This window comes from Desulfonema magnum, assembly GCF_017377395.1.
In the GTDB taxonomy this organism is placed as follows: domain Bacteria; phylum Desulfobacterota; class Desulfobacteria; order Desulfobacterales; family 4be13; genus Desulfonema_C; species Desulfonema_C magnum.
Genome location: NZ_CP061800.1, coordinates 2,726,079 through 2,743,463, shown reverse-complemented (window position 1 = coordinate 2,743,463; position 17,385 = coordinate 2,726,079). Strand labels below are relative to the sequence as shown.

Here is a 17,385-nt window from a genome sequence, read left to right as displayed (position 1 = left end):
TTGAACGGCCCGGGATGATGAATTACCAGAAATATGCCGCCCCTTTGGGGCTTGGCCAGCCTCCCCCAAATCCGTTATAATAAGAAAAAATTATATAAACGGGCATGAGCTGCCGGTCACAACGAATAATGAAAATTATACATTTTTTCCTAACACCTGACACCTGACACCTGACACCTGACACCTGACACCTAACACCTAACACTTTCATATAAATGGGCATGACCTGACGGTCACACCACTCCTCACTTCTTCGCTGCTTATCCTGCTGAAATGGTATCCTCCTGCATTGAATTATCTCGGTTCGGCCTCAGAATATTCTGCCAATTTTTGCCAGTGGTGAGTAAGCAAAAATAAATTCCAAAAAATAATGATTAAAATATAAGAAAATTTTTTTTATGACATATAATTATTATGAAGGGACTGATCTCAGAAAAATTGGTTGGGTTCCAAACGTGGATATTTTTCGATATTTACCATATTGATTCAGGGTATTACAGCGTTTATATTCGGAACAGGACTACTGCCGGTTTTCCTTTTCTTATCCCCTTTCCCTGTAATTTGGGAAACAGGATATGACAGGATCAACAGAATTCGTCAGAATCAGAAATTTTTTTGTTACCCGGAATTTCTCAGTTCCGCGGTGGCTTCAGAAAACAGACAGCATTTCGCATATCGCTCATAAGTCAGTCAGAAAAAAAATTCTTCAGACATGAAGGACTCCTTGCGGTTTCCTGAAATTTACGTCAATATAAGACTGAAATCTTACAGGAAAGGAGCTTGTTATGCGAAAATTTTCATCTTACGGGCCGGTTAGCAAAAGCCTGCATTATTATGTGCCAAGGGAAGAGCTGATTCAGAGGGGATGTTCTCAGCTCCTCGGAGAATCCCCTGAGGAGGAAGGCGGTCATTATATCACGGTCTGGGCACCCCGTCAGTGCGGCAAGACATGGATTATGAACGAGACGCTTCACAGACTGGGAAAGGACGAACGGTTTCATGTGCTGAAGCTGGAACTGGAAGACCTGAAAACGACTGAGGACACTGATGAGATCGTCTCATACATCGCTGAGGATATTATCAGATATCTGAATCTGAAAAATGTTCGTGTCAGCACGCTGAAGGAGTTCACACGGCTGTTCGGAAACGGTGTGCTTGACAAACCACTCATTTTGATTCTGGACGAGTTCGACGCGCTGACCGAGGAGGCCATCAGCGGGCTTGCCGGCGTGTTCAGAAACATTCACAACATGCGCCAGAAGGATCCGAACCCCTCGGCCAAAAAGGAGTATCTGCTTCACAGCGTGGCCCTGATCGGTGTGCGGAGCGTGCTGGGCATAGAGAACGTCAAAGGCTCACCGTTCAATGTCCAGCGGAGCCTGCACATTCCGAACCTCACGGATGAGGAGGTTCGCAGCATGTTTGAATGGTACGAGCGGGAGAGCGGCCAAAAGGTGGAACAGGCAGTTCCTGAAAGGCTGTTTTACGAAACCCGGGGACAGCCGGGGCTGGTCTCATGGTTCGGGGAGCTGCTCACCGAGGGATATGAGGACTATCGGCCGGATCACAGCAGGTCCCTCACTGCAAAGGATTTCGAGGAGGTGTTCACAGACGCAGTTGATGTGCTGCCCAACAACACCGTCCTGAACATCATCAGCAAGGCGAAGCAGGCTCCTCACAGGGAGGTTGTGCTGGAATTGTTCAAGACTCGGGAAGTCATGCGGTTCAGATTCGATGCGCCCCGGATGAATTTTCTCTATATGAACGGTGTCATTGACCGGAAAAGGATCCCGGGTTCCGGCAGCATAATCCGGTTCTCCTGTCCTTTTATCCAGAAACGGCTGTTTAACTACTTCTCCGGCGAGATATTTGACTACATGGGTCAGATATTCGAGCCCTTTGAGGACACGAGCGATACCATCACCGAAGAGGGACTGAATATCAGAAATCTCATCCGACGATATGAAAAACATCTGCGGAAGAATCGTGACTGGATGCTGGAGGATGCGCCTCGGCGCAAAGACCTGAGTGTATTCGAGGCGGTCTTCCATTTCAATCTTTACGAATATCTGAACCGGTTTCTCGCCAACACGGATGCCAAAGTGTGGCCCGAGTTTCCCACGGGAAACGGTGTAATTGATCTTATCATCCGATACGCCGGAGAAACATACGGTCTCGAACTCAAGAGCTTCACTCACGAAAGAGATTATCGGAAAGCCCTGAGACAGGCCGCCGATTACGCATATTCGCTGAAACTGGAAGTGATCCATCTTGTGGTTTTTGTGGAGCAGATCGGCGACGAACACCGACGGCAGTATGAGACGGATTATATTGATGAGGAAACAGGTGTCAGGGTTGTGCCGGTGTTCGTAGGCACGGGGAAGTGAGAATGGAAAAATCACTTTGATTCTGGTTGGTTCTGGGTGCCGAGGGGCGGCTCGTATGGGAAAACTACAAGGAAAAAGGATAAGAAGAGGAAGGGAGGTTTCTTTTCTTATCCCCTTTCCCTGTACTTTTGGTACAGGATATGACGATGTCAGCAAAATTCGTCAGAATCAGAATTTTTCTGATTATAACGGATTTAGGGGAGGGCCGACCAAGCCCTGTAGGGGCGGCATATTTGTAGCAACAGGTTTGCAGACCCCCGCCAAGCCCCGTGGGGGCGGCATATTCGCAACATAATTTGCTACAAACATGCCGCCCCCACGGGGCTTTACCGGCCTCCCCCAAATCCGTTATAATCAGAAAAGTCTTATTACTGAAAAAATTATAGGTGGAAAAGTTTTGTTGGGTGTATTTATGATTTTTGGGGGAGTAATTTCAGTCCCGGAGGGACTGAAAAACGCTCCTCCTGACTTGTAAATATGTCCAATTTTATCCAGGGATTTAATAACCATTTTAAAAAAAGGAGGATTAAGATGCAGTTGAATGTTATTAGGCGAAAAAGTTTTTGGGCAGTTGTGTTAATTTTTATTTTGACAGCGAGTCTGGCTTTTGCAGATTCGTCGCCAGTTATCAGCGGCGAACCATCAGGCAACGCCATCCAGGGAACCTTTTACAGTTTTAAACCAACAACCAGTGACCCGGACGGCGACTCCATTGATTTCAGCATTTCAAACCAGCCAGCGTGGACGGCGTTTGATCCGTCCACGGGGGAGCTGGCAGGAACTCCCACGAATGAGAATGTGGGAGTATATCGCAACATCACGATTACAGTAACAGACAGCACCGGCCTAAGTGCTTCGCTGGCTCCGTTTGACCTCATCGTTGACAATCTGAATGATCCGCCCAGCATCAGCGGCACACCTGCGGAGACTTTACAGGAAAACAAATCTTACAATTTCACCCCCATACTTGATGATCCCGATCTGCTTCACATTGGCGGGGATGAACACACCTTCAGCATTGAAAACAAGCCTGCCTGGGCTAGTTTTGACCCGGAGACCGGTGTACTTTCCGGCACACCGGGCAAAGAAAATATTGGAACTACCACAGACATCATGATTACAGTGGCAGACAGGATTGGTCTGAAAGCCTCGCTTCCAGCATTTAATATTACGGTTGAACCACTGAAGGCTGATGCTAATTCTCCCATAATTGAGGGGGATCCGCCCACGGTCATAAAACAGGGCGGGGATTACTTTTTTCAGCCCACGGCTTACGATCCGGATGGGGATGAACTTGTTTTCAGCATCTCGAATCAGCCAGCCTGGACGGCGGATGCGACATTTGACCCGGCAACCGGCAGGCTGACCGGCACGCCGGGAAATGAGGATGTCGGGTATTACAGCAATGTGGAGATCACGGTGACGGACAGCGCCGGACTGAGCGACACCCTGGCATTTAATATTTTTGTCGAGGATGTCAATGATGCGCCTGAGATTGCCAGTGTGCCCCGGGACAAGGTGCGTCTCGGAACCGACTATGAATATATTCCTTCGGCTGTTGACATAGATGATTACTGGCAGATGCCCACAGGTTGGGAAGAACTGACTTACAGTATCCAGAACAAGCCTGACTGGGCCACATTTGATTCGGTAACCGGAACTCTGTCCGGAACCCCCACGGACAATGCCATGATTAATGACGGAGGCCATGTGGGACTGTGGAGGGATATCGTGATCACCGTGTATGATGACGGAAATAAAGAACCCGGACAACCTCGGCTGTCCGACTCGCTGGCCTTTGATATCCTGGTCATCCTTCCGAACGAGCCTCCGGTTATTGAGCCTCAGCCTTTCACGGTTGACGAGGGAAGTCCGGCCGGTACGGAATTGGCCCCGGGATCGGTCATTGCCACTGACGAGGACGGGCCGGATGATCTGACTTATACCATAACCGGCGGAACCGGTGAGGGATTGTTTGACATCGATCCCGTGACCGGTCAGATTACCGTGGCAGAGGGGGCATACCCGGAAAATCACGACACAACAGATGATTACACACTGATTGTAAATATAAACGATGGAATAGCCGACGCAGCGGCCACGATGACCATTGATGTCATCTCTGTCAGACCCATAGTGGATATTGATGTTGACGATGACGGGGGGGACGGTCCCGGAGGTGTACCCGGAAGACCCGGGTATGACTTCGACACAACATTTATGGAAGGTGATTCTCCGGTAAGGCTTACGGATGATGATGCGATAATAGAGAATCCTGATGGGAATTACATTGACTCGCTCACGGTGACAATTGCAAATTTAAAAGACGGTGATGTGCTGGCCGCGGACACCTCGGGTACGAATATCACCGCCGCCAGCTATGACGCTGCGAACGGTGTTCTGACACTCAGCGGGAGAGATACGGATGATAACTACACAAATGTTTTTCGCAGAATCACCTTTGAGAACACATCTGAGAATCCTATTGAGACGGAACGTGTCATTGAGTTTGTAGCCACGGATGCAAAAGGAGTAAGCAGTGATACGGCAACATGCTGGGTTAATGTTATTGCTGTGAATGACCCTCCGGTGAACTATGTGCCCGGGCTGCAATCCACTCCCGCAAATACGCCGCTGACCTTCAGCGAAGCTTTGGACAATCGGATTTTCATCAGCGATATTGACGCATATCATTATGATGAGAATGACAACCGGGTGGATGATGATGTTCAGATGACTCTCAGCGTTGATCAGGGAACCCTTTCGCTGCCGGACGGTGAACGTACAGACGAAGGAATAGGAGAGATCACCATTACAGACACCATTCCTGATATCAACGCTCGACTGAAGGGACTCAGGTAGTGTTCTAAAAATGGAGCTAAACTTTATAACTCTCTGAATCAATTCTGTAAATACTGGGACAAGTCCAGTTTTAGAACACCACCGGGACTCACATATACCCCCCTGCCGGGCTGGACCGGCGAAGCTGAACTGAGAATCGTGATAAATGACTTGGGACACACCGGTGAGGGAGGGCCGCTGACGGATACGGACACTGTTCGCATAGTGATAAATGTTTCCAACTATCCGTTCTCAATACCTGCCCCGCCTGACGAAATAAAGACAGAACAGGCAGATATAAGCCTGCAAACGGGTTTGTATGAATACGACTCAGAAGTATTTCCCATTGACACGCCGCAGAACATTTACGGCCTCTCCATAACAGGTGAATTCGGTCTTCGGGCCTCAATTACAGACGGTTCCGGTAATGTCACCTATCTGGAAGATGATCCCAATGCGTTTGTCAGGATTGTCCTCATTGATGACAGCAATGACCGGGAGTATCTGGTCTTTCAGAAATCTTTACGGGATTTGTCAGATGAGGAGTATAACAGCAGCAGTCCGTTAAAAATAGAATCCGTATGTGAGGAGACCTGCATCCTGCCGGAAGTTATCAGCTCCTTTTCACTGAAGCTGGAAGGAAGAAACGCCGCTGTTTCAATCAGTGAAATCGCTTATGTTGAAAAGCCCGTGCCCGGGGATCCCGTGGAACTGAGGCGAAAGCAGAATGCCAAAAAAATATGGGAACTGAATCGGCAGGATCTGGGATGGATTGCGGGGGAGACTTCGGTTTCAAATCTGACCTATGAGGAGAAAAAGCGTTTGGTGAATCCGTCTGAAACAGATGGTGAATTCAATTTACACGGCTTTGAATATTATCGGGGGGGTACGTTTGAGACAGAATTAAAAAATTCCTCTGAAAGCAGATCACACACTTCCAGACAAAGTTCGTTAGTTGACAATTTTGATTGGAGGAACAGACATGGAGAAGATTGGACAACTCTTGTCCGTGAAGGTCAGGGTAAGTGTGGAAGTTGTTATACGTTTTCAACCGCTGGTGCAGTGGAAGCTGTCGCAAATGTTTATTTCAATCAACATTTGGATTTGGATTTGGCTGAACAAGATTTGCTTTCTTGTGCTAATATAGCTAGTGCTGACGGAACTTGTAACAGCGGAGGGTATGCACTTACATTGTTAGAATATCTTATTGATAACAGCATCTCAGATGAAGCTTGTTTTCCCTATGCCGAATACTCCAATAAGTATGATGCTTATCAACCTTGTAGTAATAAGTGTAGTAACCCAAGCGAATCAGTCAGAATAAGTGGAAGAATCGCATTTTATTCTCGTGATGGTTATGGCTCTCCGCAGACTGAGGATATTTTGAAGGAGATGATAATTGAGAATGGTCCCATCACTGCCTCAATTAGTAGTCTGGGGCATGCCATGAATTTGGTTGGCTTTAAAAAAGACCCTAATGATGGGCGGACAATCTGGATATTTAAAAACAGTTGGGGCAAAGGCTGGGGAGCAGAAGCAGGATTAAAACAGTATGGTGGCAGTCAATGGGGCGAATATTGGGAACAAGGATATGCTGAAAACGGATATGCCTATATCAAACTTAATATGGATAATTTCAGTATGAATACCAATGCGGTAAAGCATCCCATAATAACTTCAAAGTCTCGTCAAATACAATGTGTTGATAATGATGAAGACGGCTATTGCAACTGGGGAATCTCAGAAGAGAAACCTGAAACCTGTCCCGATTCCTGCAAGCCTGAGAAAGATTGTGATGATTCAGATGACAGGTTAGGTCCGTTTGATGATAATTATGAATGTATCGTAATCGGTAATGAAGCACCGCCGGAACCGCCTCATGCCGCTTTCATCATCACACCCCGGGAAGGCAAGGCTCCTCTGACAGTGGAATTAGATGCGGAAGATTCCTTTGATCCGGATGGTTCAATAGAGTCTTATGAATGGTCAGTTAAAGGTCAGTCCGTAGGCTCTGGAAATCCTTTTGTCTATACCTTTTCAGAACCAGGACAGCCTGAGATTACGCTTACCGTAACAGATAATGAAGGACTTAAAGCTATTGCAAAGGACACCGTAACAGTATTCTCTGCGGATACTACAACAACCACTTCGACCTCAACCACCTCGACCACATCGAGTACAAGCACGACCTCGACGACTGTTCCGAATACCACCACCACGGTTCAGAGTACGACGACGACCTCAACGACTGTTCCGACAACTACGACCACAGTTCAGAACACGACGACGACCTCAACGACTGTTCCGAATACCACCACCACAGTTCAGAACACGAGTACGACCTCAACGACTGTTCCGAATACCACCACCACGGTTCAGAATACGACAACGACCTCGACGACTGCTCCGAATACCACCACCACGGTTCAGAACACGACGACGACATCAACCACAGTGCAGAGTACAACAACTACAGTTCAGGAGACAACAACCACAACTATCATGTCCAGAAGATCGGATGTAAATTCAAATGGCGGAGGTGAGGGAGATACGAACTGTTTTATCAGCACTGCCGCGGATAATTCAAAAATTAATATCTCTTACCTCGGTATCGGGTTTGTTATTGCATTAATACTGATGGTTACAGGAAGGGCTCTGAGAAAATCTGGAATTTGGAATTTGTGATTTGGAATTTGTGATTTGTGGTTCGTGATATGGGTTACACGGATTTTTCCAATCCGAAGAATCCGTGTAATCCGTGAGAATCTGTGGTTCAGCCCCTTCCCGCCTGACACTTCAGAGAAAATGCTACAAAGATGCCGTCCCTACAGGACTCGGAAACACGGGGCATATCACTACAAACATGCCGTCCCTACAGGACTTAAAAGCAGGAAGGATTCTGTCATGCCAAATCGGGAAATTGTATCAACACCGGACATCGCCCCCCCCTTTTTTTTTGCCGCTGATTGGGATCGGATAGCGGGGCTGATCAGCGACTCTGACCGTTTAAGAGACCTCCGAGGTTTTAAAAACCTCGGAGGTCTCATGTCCGACTTACCCGTCAGAATTTATTTGGTCGGATAGTAGGTCACCAGTCCCTGCTTATCACCGCCAATCTACAGGGATTAGCGATAAACAGGGATTTTTTCGCTGCATATGCGTGAAATCCCTGCTTATCACTAATCCATGTAGATGGGAACGAGAAAACCCAACGATTCTGTTTTGTCAGAAAATTATGTATGTCATTCTGACGCGTTACTATCCAAAGATTATGAGGTAATTGTTCTATGAAAAATAGCGTGGGACAGCGAGGAGAAGCCATATTTTACGTGCTGATAACGAAATTTTACGGAAGAGACAAACCTATATTCAGACCTCAGTTTTTAGGAGATAAATGGCAAAATGTGGATTTCATAGTGGAACTGGAAGATTATTCAGGTAAAATCAAACCGTTTTTCTTTGTTCAGGTAAAATCAACGAAATCAGGTTATACGAAGATAAAACAAAGGTTAAAAGTAAAGGTTAGGAAGAAACATGTTTTATCGCTATCTTCATATCCGGCCCCGACCTATATTGTGGGAATTGATGAAGTATCAGAGGAGGGGTTTGTCATTTCTGCTAACGGAGAGTCATTGAGTGGAATATCAAGCATACCCACGGATAATCCTATTAATGAGAAAACTCAGAATATCTTATGGGAAGAGGTTAGAAATTTTTGGGAGAACTCGGAGTTTCCCCGATTTTGTTCATATTTTTCTGACCCTGAATGGAAAGGAGCAAAACAATGAATAAAAATAACTTATGGTATATTGACCAGCGTGCCGAATACCTTGCAAATATGTATTTATCCCGAAGAGACGATCTGATTATCGAAAGACAGAATCATACGCATGACAGAGGAATTGACATACTGATTGATATTTGTCATAGCGGCACTCTGACCGGAAGGGTTTTCGGGGTTCGGATCAGAGCAGAAAGATCAGCGTCGCATATCAGAAGGGTAAGTCATAATCTGATCACATACCGTTATCCGGTAAGCACGTTGGAAATCATCAGAGATATCCCTTTCCCTGTGGTACTTTTGCTGATGGTTATGGAGGATGACAGCGGATACTATAATTGGATTAACAGAACAAAGCTTGACCAAGCCGTAAATCTGAGTCTGAAAACCCAGTCTGTTCCATTTGAGAGGCTGACAGAGGAAAGTATGAATATGCTGATTAACGAGATTGATGAATGGTATGAGAGAAGGATAGGTAATCATGAAAACAAAAGACTGGTTTAAAACAATACACGAAGTAAAAATATGATGATACAAACATGGACATTTAATCATCTCGTGAAATTAAGACATTATCGTCCTTCTCAGTGATTCAGGGTCGGACCACGTTATCTCATTCAGTGATTCAGTCAATGATTCAGGATCGGACCACGTTATCTCATTGCTATTTCAGGAAAAGCATTCATCAAAAAACAGGCGATTTTCAGACTTAGACCGCTGTTTCCAGAGGGCAAAATCGTCATTTTAAGAGAGGGGCAATTTCTTAAACAGCCAATTTCATACCAGAAAACAGGGTTCTAAGCCTTTGAGATGCGTGTTTTCGAAGATATTTTGTTGATATTCAGGAGGTTGGAATGGTCCGCCCCCGACTCCGGCCCCCGACCCCAGGACCACCCCACAGCTTGGTTGTCCCTCCGGGACTGTAAATCACGCAGTCCGCCTGTCAATCCACTGATAAACCGCTTCCAGGGATTCAAAATCAAGAAGCTGCTCCCCCAGATCCAGCAGGTCATCCGGTCCCAGCTTTTCCAGTTTTGACAGCTCCTGCTCCGGCAGAACTCTGAATTTTTTGGCAATCATCCTCGCCAACATTGACTGTCCCTGCTCAGTTCTTCCCTGCTGAATCCCCCTTTTATATCCGATTCTTTCGACACTTGTGATATACGGCATTTTTCCCTCCTTTTCAAAAACTGACACTTCTTCCCAGAACAGATCGTCCTCCTTTTCCGGCAGGAACATCACCCAGTCTATGAACCGGAACAGACTGACAATATCCTGTTTTGAGAAGCCCTTGCGATAAAGATGCCTGATCAGGGCAATCTTCTCCCGCATCCGTTTTTTGCTGTCTCTGACTGTCGCCTTTGTTTTCAGATGCGCCAGAACGACCACCGCAAAAGGATTATCGCTTTTTTCCAGCGATTCCGGGTCTTTTGCGTAATCCCCCAGCCTAACCACCGGAAAGCGGAACCTGACTTCGCAGTCCCACAGCTTTTTTTCAAACTTCCCGGTGTCCTCTGCCTTTCCCGCATATCCGATCACGGCGAAACTCGCCGCATGGCGGCGGTAACGGTCATACAGTCTGTAATTGTAAATATACATGCGCTCGGAAAAATTCTTTTCCCCTTCGATCTGAATGTCCGCATGAATCAGTGCCCAGGCATCCTCCCCGTTTTTAAGCCACACCTTCACCAGTTTGTCCACATATCTCCGCCCAGTCTCCGCATCCTTTGCTATTTTTTGCAGTTCCTTGTCCAGAAATTCATAGCCCCTTTTCCAGTCAATATCCTGAAATGCTTTCGGAAAAAAGAAGGCCACGAACTCCGGAAAATAATGTTCCACCACCTCTTTCCAGGGCGTGTCATAGTCGTGTTTTTCTGTCATGTTCTCAGCCTTGTTCCGCTCCTTTTGTCAGCGATTAAAATACGTTTCATCCCCGGTCATGAAAACACGAAAATCCGATTTCTGTCGGAGCCGAAGACCTGATTTTTTCAACATACAGTTTCATGCTAAATGATTTTCAGGATTTTTTCAAGTGAGATTTGCCGATTCCCGAGTCCCGGAGGGAGAACAAAGCAGCCCGAACCTTTCAGCCATCTTTTCGGGACCGGAGAAACTGAGAAAATCCGTCCCGAATATCTGAGCCGGGCCCGGGTTATTTTCGGTCGGTCTGTAGCCAGGGGCAGACAATTGAGGAGAACAGGGTGGATCCGTACCACAGCAAAGGGATGATCAAAACGGAGCGGAGATCGGATGTTCACATTTTCCGATCAGGCAGGAAAGTGGAATTTTTGGGTTTTGCTACAAGAATGCTATAGAATAAAAGGATTATAACAATTTGATTTTTATATCTTTCTTGTATAACATCCCTGTAGCAAGCTCAGAATACAACCCTATTTCACAGACGAAAAAAGGCCTGCTTTAAGAAATTCACGATTCAGACGCGCGATATTGGAGATGGAAATTTCTTTGGGACATTCTGCCTCGCATTCTCTTTCGTTTGTGCAGTTCCCAAAACCGAGTTCATCCATTTTTCTCACCATTGACAAGGCACGCTGGGCAGCTTCCGGTCTTCCCTGGGGCAGCAGTGCAAGCTGAGACACCTTTGCGCCCACAAAAAGCATGGCAGACGCATTGGGACAGGATGCCACACACGCGCCGCATCCGATACATGCGGCCGCATCCATGGATTTCTCAGCAAATTCCTGAGAAATGGGAAGAGAATTGGCATCCTGGGCACCGCCTGCGTTTACGGAAACATACCCTCCGGCCTGGATGAGCTTGTCAAACGCGCTGCGATCCACGACCAGGTCTTTGACCACCTTGAACGCCATGGCCCGCCACGGCTCAATCGCGATGGTGTCTCCGTCAGAAAAACGCCGCATATGGAGCTGGCAGAGGGTGGTTCCCTTTTCAGGACCGTGCGCACGGCCGTTGACAACCGTTCCGCACATGCCGCAGATCCCTTCCCGGCAGTCATGATCAAACGCAATAGGTTCTTTTCCCTCAAGCGTCAGTTGCTCATTGACCACATCGAGCATCTCCAGAAAGGACATATCCGTCGGTATGGCCTTTGCCTGATAAGTTTCAAATTTGCCCTTGTCTTTGGGTCCTTTCTGTCGCCAGACCTTTAATGTCAGATTGATGGTCTTTGCTGTTGTCACTTGTAACTCCTTTGCGTTAATTCGACGTTTTCAAAAACCAGCGGTTCCTTATGAAATTCAGGTTCCTTGTCATCACCCGCATATTCCCACGCTGCAACATGACAGAAATTTTCATCATCCCGCATGGCTTCGTTCTCTTCTGTCTGGAACGCTTCATTGAAATGACCCCCGCAGGATTCTCTCCGGTCAAGCGCGTCCCTGATCATCAGTTCGCTGAACTCAAGAAAATCTGCCACACGGCCGGCTCTTTCAAGACTCTGGTTAAAATCGCCGTCCGAACCCGGAACAAGCACATTTTCCCAGAATTCCCCGCGAAGTTCCTGAATCATCTTTTTCGCCTTTCGGAGTCCTTCGTCATTTCTGCCCATGCCGCAGTGGTCCCACATGATCAGTCCCAGTTCTCTGTGGAAATCATCAACGGTCCGCTTTCCTTTTACGGAGAGAAGTTTGTTAATACGACTCCTTGCCTGTCCGGCCGCATCTCTGAACGCGGGGTGATCGGTTCCCACATCCGGAAGGGATGTGCCGGTAAGGTAGCCGCCAATGGTATAAGGAATGACAAAATAACCGTCCGCGAGGCCCTGCATGAGCGCGCTGGCTCCGAGACGGTTTGCGCCGTGATCTGAAAAATTGGCCTCACCCAGAACAAACAGACCGTCAACGGTACTCATAAGGTTGTAATCCACCCACAGGCCGCCCATGGTATAATGAACCGCGGGGAAGATCATCATCGGGGTCTCATAAGGATTCTGATCGGTAATTTTCTCATACATCTGGAAAAGGTTGCCATATTTTTTCTCAATGACATCTTTTCCGTCTCTTTTGATGGCATCTTCAAAGTCCAGATATACCGCCAGTCCGGTTTCCCCCGCGCCTTTTCCCATGTCGCACTGCTCTTTGGCGTTACGGGATGCCACATCCCGGGGAACCAGGTTTCCGAAGCTGGGATATTTGTTCTCCAAATAATAATCCCGCTCAGATTCAGGAATCTGGTGAGGCGGACGTTTGTCCCCGGGCTTTTTGGGAACCCATACCCGGCCGTCATTTCTCAGACTCTCGCTCATGAGGGTCAGTTTGGACTGATAATCGCCGTGAACAGGAATACAGGTGGGGTGAATCTGCGTGAAGCACGGGTTGGCAAAGAACGCTCCCCGTTTGTAAGCCCGATAGGCAGCGGTTACGTTGGATGCCATGGCATTGGTGGAAAGAAAGAACACATTTCCATAGCCGCCAGTACACAATACAACCGCGTGCGCTTCGTGATTTTCAATCTCACCGGTGATCAGATTTCTGACCACAATTCCCCTGGCCTGTCCGTTGATGACAACCAGATCAAGCATTTCCCGGCGGGGGAACATTTCCACCTTTCCGGCTGCGATCTGGCGTGACAATGAACTGTAAGCTCCCAGAAGAAGCTGCTGGCCTGTCTGACCTCTGGCGTAAAAGGTCCTTGAGACCTGCGCGCCGCCAAAAGAGCGGTTTGCAAGCAGTCCCCCGTAATCCCGTGCAAAAGGCACGCCCTGGGCCACACACTGGTCAATAATATTATTACTGACCTGGGCCAGACGATACACATTGGCTTCCCTGGCTCTGAAATCGCCGCCTTTCACAGTGTCATAAAACAGACGCCAGATGCTGTCGCCTTCGTTGGTATAATTTTTTGCTGCGTTGATACCGCCCTGGGCCGCGATGCTGTGCGCCCGGCGGGGGCTGTCCTGAATGCAGAAATTTTTTACATTATAGCCAAGTTCGGCAAGTGTCGCCGCTGCCGAGCCTCCGGCGAGGCCGGTGCCCACGACGATGATATTAAATTTTCTTTTATTGGCCGGGTTCACCAGCTTCAGTTCAAAACGGTGTTTATCCCATTTTTTCTCAAGAGGGCCTCCCGGCATTTTTGCGTCAAGCCGCATATTTTTTCCTTTCTAGATTTGGGGTATGAGGCGAGGGGCGAGAGGCGAGAGGGGGTTGGGGGTCTGATTTATGATTTTTTCCAATCCCCAAGCCCCTTGCCTCTTGCCCATCGCCCCGATTCTATGCCGTAAAAACATAAATCGGAATAAAACCAAAACCGATTCCGACAATCAGACTGAATGCAGTGCCAAGTCCCTGGATAAGGGGCATGTATTTCGGGTGATTGGCACCGAGGGTCTGGAATGCGCTCCAAAATCCGTGGCTGACATGGATGGCGACAATAACCATTGAGATGATGTAAATGGTAACATATCCGCCTGCTGCAAATGCATTGGATACGATATCAAAAACAGTCTGAGTCGCATGATCTGCAAAATGGAAATTGAAAAGGTGGAAAATAATAAAAATCAGCATAAGAAAGCCGGTATAAGGCATGGTTGCTGATCCGATGGTGCGGCCCCCGGCGCTTTTATTGACAGCGTATCTTTTCGGTCTTGCGCTCAGGTTTCCAAAAAACAAAAATGTTCCTGTCAGGACATGGATGATCGCCAGTGTCAGAAGAATCAATTCCGCTACGTTGATTAACGGCCCGTAAGAATGCAGATGCGCCACATACCCGTTAAAAAAATCTTTCCCTCCGTACAAAGTAAGATTGCCGGCAAGGTGTACCACCAGGAAACCGCAGAAGCAAAGGCCGGTAAAGGCCATCATCAGCTTCTTCCCGATGGAGGTTCCAAGCGTGTTTACAAACCAATTCATCTCTTTCCTCCTTGTTTAAGAATTTAAATATCAATTTTCTGATGATAACGAATTCCGGGGAGGTCGGCCAGGCCCCGTCAGGCGGCATATTCACTTGGCTGCTGCAAATATGTCGCCCTTACAGGGCCTGGCCGAATCTCCCCTAAATCCGTTATCATCAGTTAATTTTGAAGATAAAATTCACATTTTCCACATCAGCACGTCGGACGGTTTTTTTATAACATATTGATTTTATGAGAGTCATAAAAATCTTTAATTTCAATAGGTTAAAATTTAGGAATCCCTTCATCTCCAAAAATTATCCGAAGTATTGCTAAATAAGAATTTAAAATTAAAACTACATTCTTTATTAAATCCGATTCAGTCTGTCAACAGATTTTTGATCTTTGGATGCCATTGAAGTCATGTCAAACTTCTTGACAGTATGATTGAATTGCTATATTCTAAAATATTTAAAAACAATTTGCGAAGTAAGTATGACTAAATCAGAACAATCAGGTAAATTCCCTGTGAAAACATAAAAGTTTCACAATTTTTTTTTTAACACTTAACACCTGACACTTAACACCTGACACTTAACACCTGACACTTAACACCTAACACTTAACACCTTGTTAAATCGGAGTTGTTTTAATGGTTTTCGGAGAATTAGATATCATCCACATGATACGCAACGCCGGCCTTATGGTTCAGATGGTGTTGCTTCTTTTACTTTTTTTTTCCATCACATCATGGACAATCATTCTTATCAAGTATCGTTATATCAGAAGAGCCTACAGAGAATCTGCCTTTTTTACAGATATTTTTTGGGAAAGCCGTGATCTTGCTGTTGCGTTTAAAGAGGCTCAGGAGCTTCGCGGAAGCCCTGTTGCAAGAATATTCCGTATTGGATACCTTGAACTGAAAAAACTGAGTGAGGCAGGGCCGCAGCTGCCGTCTGACAAAGAAGCTGATGCGACCCTGAGCGGCAGATTTACCGGGATAGACAATGTAAAACGCTCTTTGAAACGGGCCATTAACACGGAAGTCACCCGAATGACGCAAATGATCCCTTTTCTTGCCACAACCGGAAACACAACACCATTTATTGGTTTGTTCGGTACGGTATGGGGGATCATGAATTCTTTTCATGGCATTGGCCTGAGAGGTTCTGCCAGCCTTGCTGTTGTGGCTCCCGGAATATCCGAAGCACTTGTGGCGACTGCTGCAGGACTCGCAGTTGCAATACCTGCGGTAATTGGGTTTAATTATTTCATGCAAAAGATAAAAATCATTGAATCTGAATTGGAAAGCTTTTCTGCTGATTTTTTAAATATCATTGAGCGGGATATTCGGTAACAGCAATATTAGGGCTAGTGTTCTGAAAATGGACTTAAACTTTTTTAACCCATTGAATCAGTTCTGCAAATATGGGGTCAAATCCAGTTTTGGAACACCACCCAAGCATTATATCTCACACTTGGGAAGACATTCTGTGTTTATCCAAAATCAGAAAGAACACCAAAACAGATTATGAAAGAAAACTGCTCTTTAAATATATCGTTGTCGAACTTCGCTCGATTGTTGAACAGCTTGAAAAGCTTCAAGGTATTATTTTTACAATCATAAAGGGTGAGCCAAAAAATAAAGTGCCGAAAGGTTATATCTCTGAACCCGAGGCAGAAGAAATAAAATCTCTTTTTAAAAAGTATCACATCACAAAGAAAGATGTAGAAAAGGATATTATTGAAATTAGAAATAACATTGGTGCCCATAGAGGGAACCAACCTTGGGTAAACATAATGGAACTTTGGGATAAGCTAGAACCCGAAACTTTTAAACCATTACTTATCGTTATTCCTGAACTATTTGAAGCTATAACGAAATTGGATATTTATGATTGGACAAGAATACCCGAGGAAGGGTCTATTGAAATATGTTGTAGCGGTCTCAATTGGCCCTAACCCAGCGCTCAACCGGACGGGCGGGCTGACCGGCATTGAAACGCCGGGGTAAACACCGCCCGCCGGTTAGCTTTATGTTGATTTGTGATTTAAAACTTGATTGTGATTTGTGACTTGTCACTGACAACTGAGGATAGACTAATGGCAATGGGAACAAACAACGACCGTCTTATGTCTGACATTAACGTGACGCCTTTTGTTGATGTCATGCTGGTCCTTTTGATTATTTTTATGGTAACGGCCCCGATGATGACCCAGGGCGTGGATGTGGCCTTGCCGGAAGCGAGTTCCGAAGCCCTTCCTTCGGAACAGGAACAGCTTGTGGTTACTATTGACAAAACCAATCATGTATATATTAATAATTATCAGGTGCCTCTTGATATGCTTCAGGAGAAACTGGTAAAAGTCCTCGATGGCCGCACAGATCGTGAGGTCTATTTCCGGGCGGATAAAGATATCGCTTATGGGATCGCCATTCACATTATGTCTGAAATAAAAGGGGCCGGGGTGACAAATCTGGGGCTGGTGACAGTGCCGTCTGATCAAAATAAGGAAGATAAGAACCCGACAGGCTGATGAAAGAACAGCCGTTCTGTCTCTGT

Annotated in this window: 12 protein-coding genes; 8 read left to right on the top strand and 4 right to left on the bottom strand. The window is 46.4% G+C overall.

The features are described from left to right. Positions 1-785 precede the first annotated feature (785 nt). The 5 genes from dnm_RS11045 (at position 786) to dnm_RS11025 (ending at position 9,513) form a co-directional block, all read left to right on the top strand. Positions 786-2,387 (top strand): AAA-like domain-containing protein, encoded by a 1,602-nt coding sequence (locus dnm_RS11045; protein ID WP_207682703.1) that lies wholly within the window; start codon positions 786-788, stop codon positions 2,385-2,387. A 531-nt stretch (positions 2,388-2,918) separates the two neighbouring features. Continuing rightward, entirely contained in the window at positions 2,919-5,249 is a 2,331-nt protein-coding gene (locus tag dnm_RS11040) for a putative Ig domain-containing protein (protein WP_207682702.1), read from the top strand. A gap of 138 nt (positions 5,250-5,387) precedes the next feature. Next, a complete protein-coding gene (locus dnm_RS11035; RefSeq protein ID WP_207682701.1) occupies positions 5,388-7,913 on the top strand; it encodes a C1 family peptidase in 2,526 nt (841 codons plus the stop codon). A 602-nt stretch (positions 7,914-8,515) separates the two neighbouring features. Beyond that, positions 8,516-9,016: a DUF4365 domain-containing protein gene (locus tag dnm_RS11030; RefSeq protein ID WP_207682700.1), complete on the top strand. Its 501-nt coding sequence runs from the start codon at positions 8,516-8,518 to the stop codon at positions 9,014-9,016. Further along, complete coding sequence (locus dnm_RS11025) at positions 9,013-9,513, top strand: DUF4365 domain-containing protein (RefSeq protein ID WP_207682699.1); 501 nt, start codon at positions 9,013-9,015, stop codon at positions 9,511-9,513. The genes dnm_RS11030 and dnm_RS11025 overlap by 4 nt, the downstream gene beginning before the upstream one ends. Positions 9,514-9,936: 423 nt before the next feature. On the opposite strand, the gene dnm_RS11020 is transcribed toward dnm_RS11025, so the two are convergent. From dnm_RS11020 to dnm_RS11005, 4 genes are all read right to left on the bottom strand, one after another. Beyond that, a complete protein-coding gene (locus tag dnm_RS11020; RefSeq protein ID WP_207682698.1) occupies positions 9,937-10,890 on the bottom strand; it encodes a DUF4351 domain-containing protein in 954 nt (317 codons plus the stop codon). 509 nt (positions 10,891-11,399) lie between these two features. Next, positions 11,400-12,170 (bottom strand): succinate dehydrogenase/fumarate reductase iron-sulfur subunit, encoded by a 771-nt coding sequence (locus dnm_RS11015; protein ID WP_219739703.1) that lies wholly within the window; start codon positions 12,168-12,170, stop codon positions 11,400-11,402. Further along, on the bottom strand, positions 12,167-14,080 hold the full coding sequence (locus dnm_RS11010) for a fumarate reductase/succinate dehydrogenase flavoprotein subunit (RefSeq protein ID WP_207682697.1): 1,914 nt from the start codon (positions 14,078-14,080) through the stop codon (positions 12,167-12,169). The genes dnm_RS11015 and dnm_RS11010 overlap by 4 nt, the downstream gene beginning before the upstream one ends. Positions 14,081-14,201: 121 nt before the next feature. Then, positions 14,202-14,840: a succinate dehydrogenase cytochrome b subunit gene (locus dnm_RS11005; RefSeq protein WP_207682696.1), complete on the bottom strand. Its 639-nt coding sequence runs from the start codon at positions 14,838-14,840 to the stop codon at positions 14,202-14,204. Positions 14,841-15,473: 633 nt separating this feature from the next. Between dnm_RS11005 and tolQ the strand changes: the two genes are divergently transcribed. The 3 genes from tolQ to dnm_RS10990 all read left to right on the top strand — a co-directional run bounded on the left by tolQ (position 15,474) and on the right by dnm_RS10990 (position 17,359). Continuing rightward, positions 15,474-16,178, top strand: coding sequence for a protein TolQ (tolQ, locus tag dnm_RS11000; RefSeq protein ID WP_246556293.1), 705 nt, complete (start codon positions 15,474-15,476; stop codon positions 16,176-16,178). Between the two features lie 71 nt (positions 16,179-16,249). Then, complete coding sequence (locus dnm_RS10995) at positions 16,250-16,783, top strand: hypothetical protein (protein ID WP_207682695.1); 534 nt, start codon at positions 16,250-16,252, stop codon at positions 16,781-16,783. A 141-nt stretch (positions 16,784-16,924) separates the two neighbouring features. Then, positions 16,925-17,359 carry an ExbD/TolR family protein gene (locus tag dnm_RS10990; protein ID WP_207682694.1) on the top strand — a complete coding sequence of 145 codons (435 nt, stop codon included), beginning with the start codon at positions 16,925-16,927 and terminating at the stop codon, positions 17,357-17,359. Positions 17,360-17,385 lie beyond the last annotated feature (26 nt).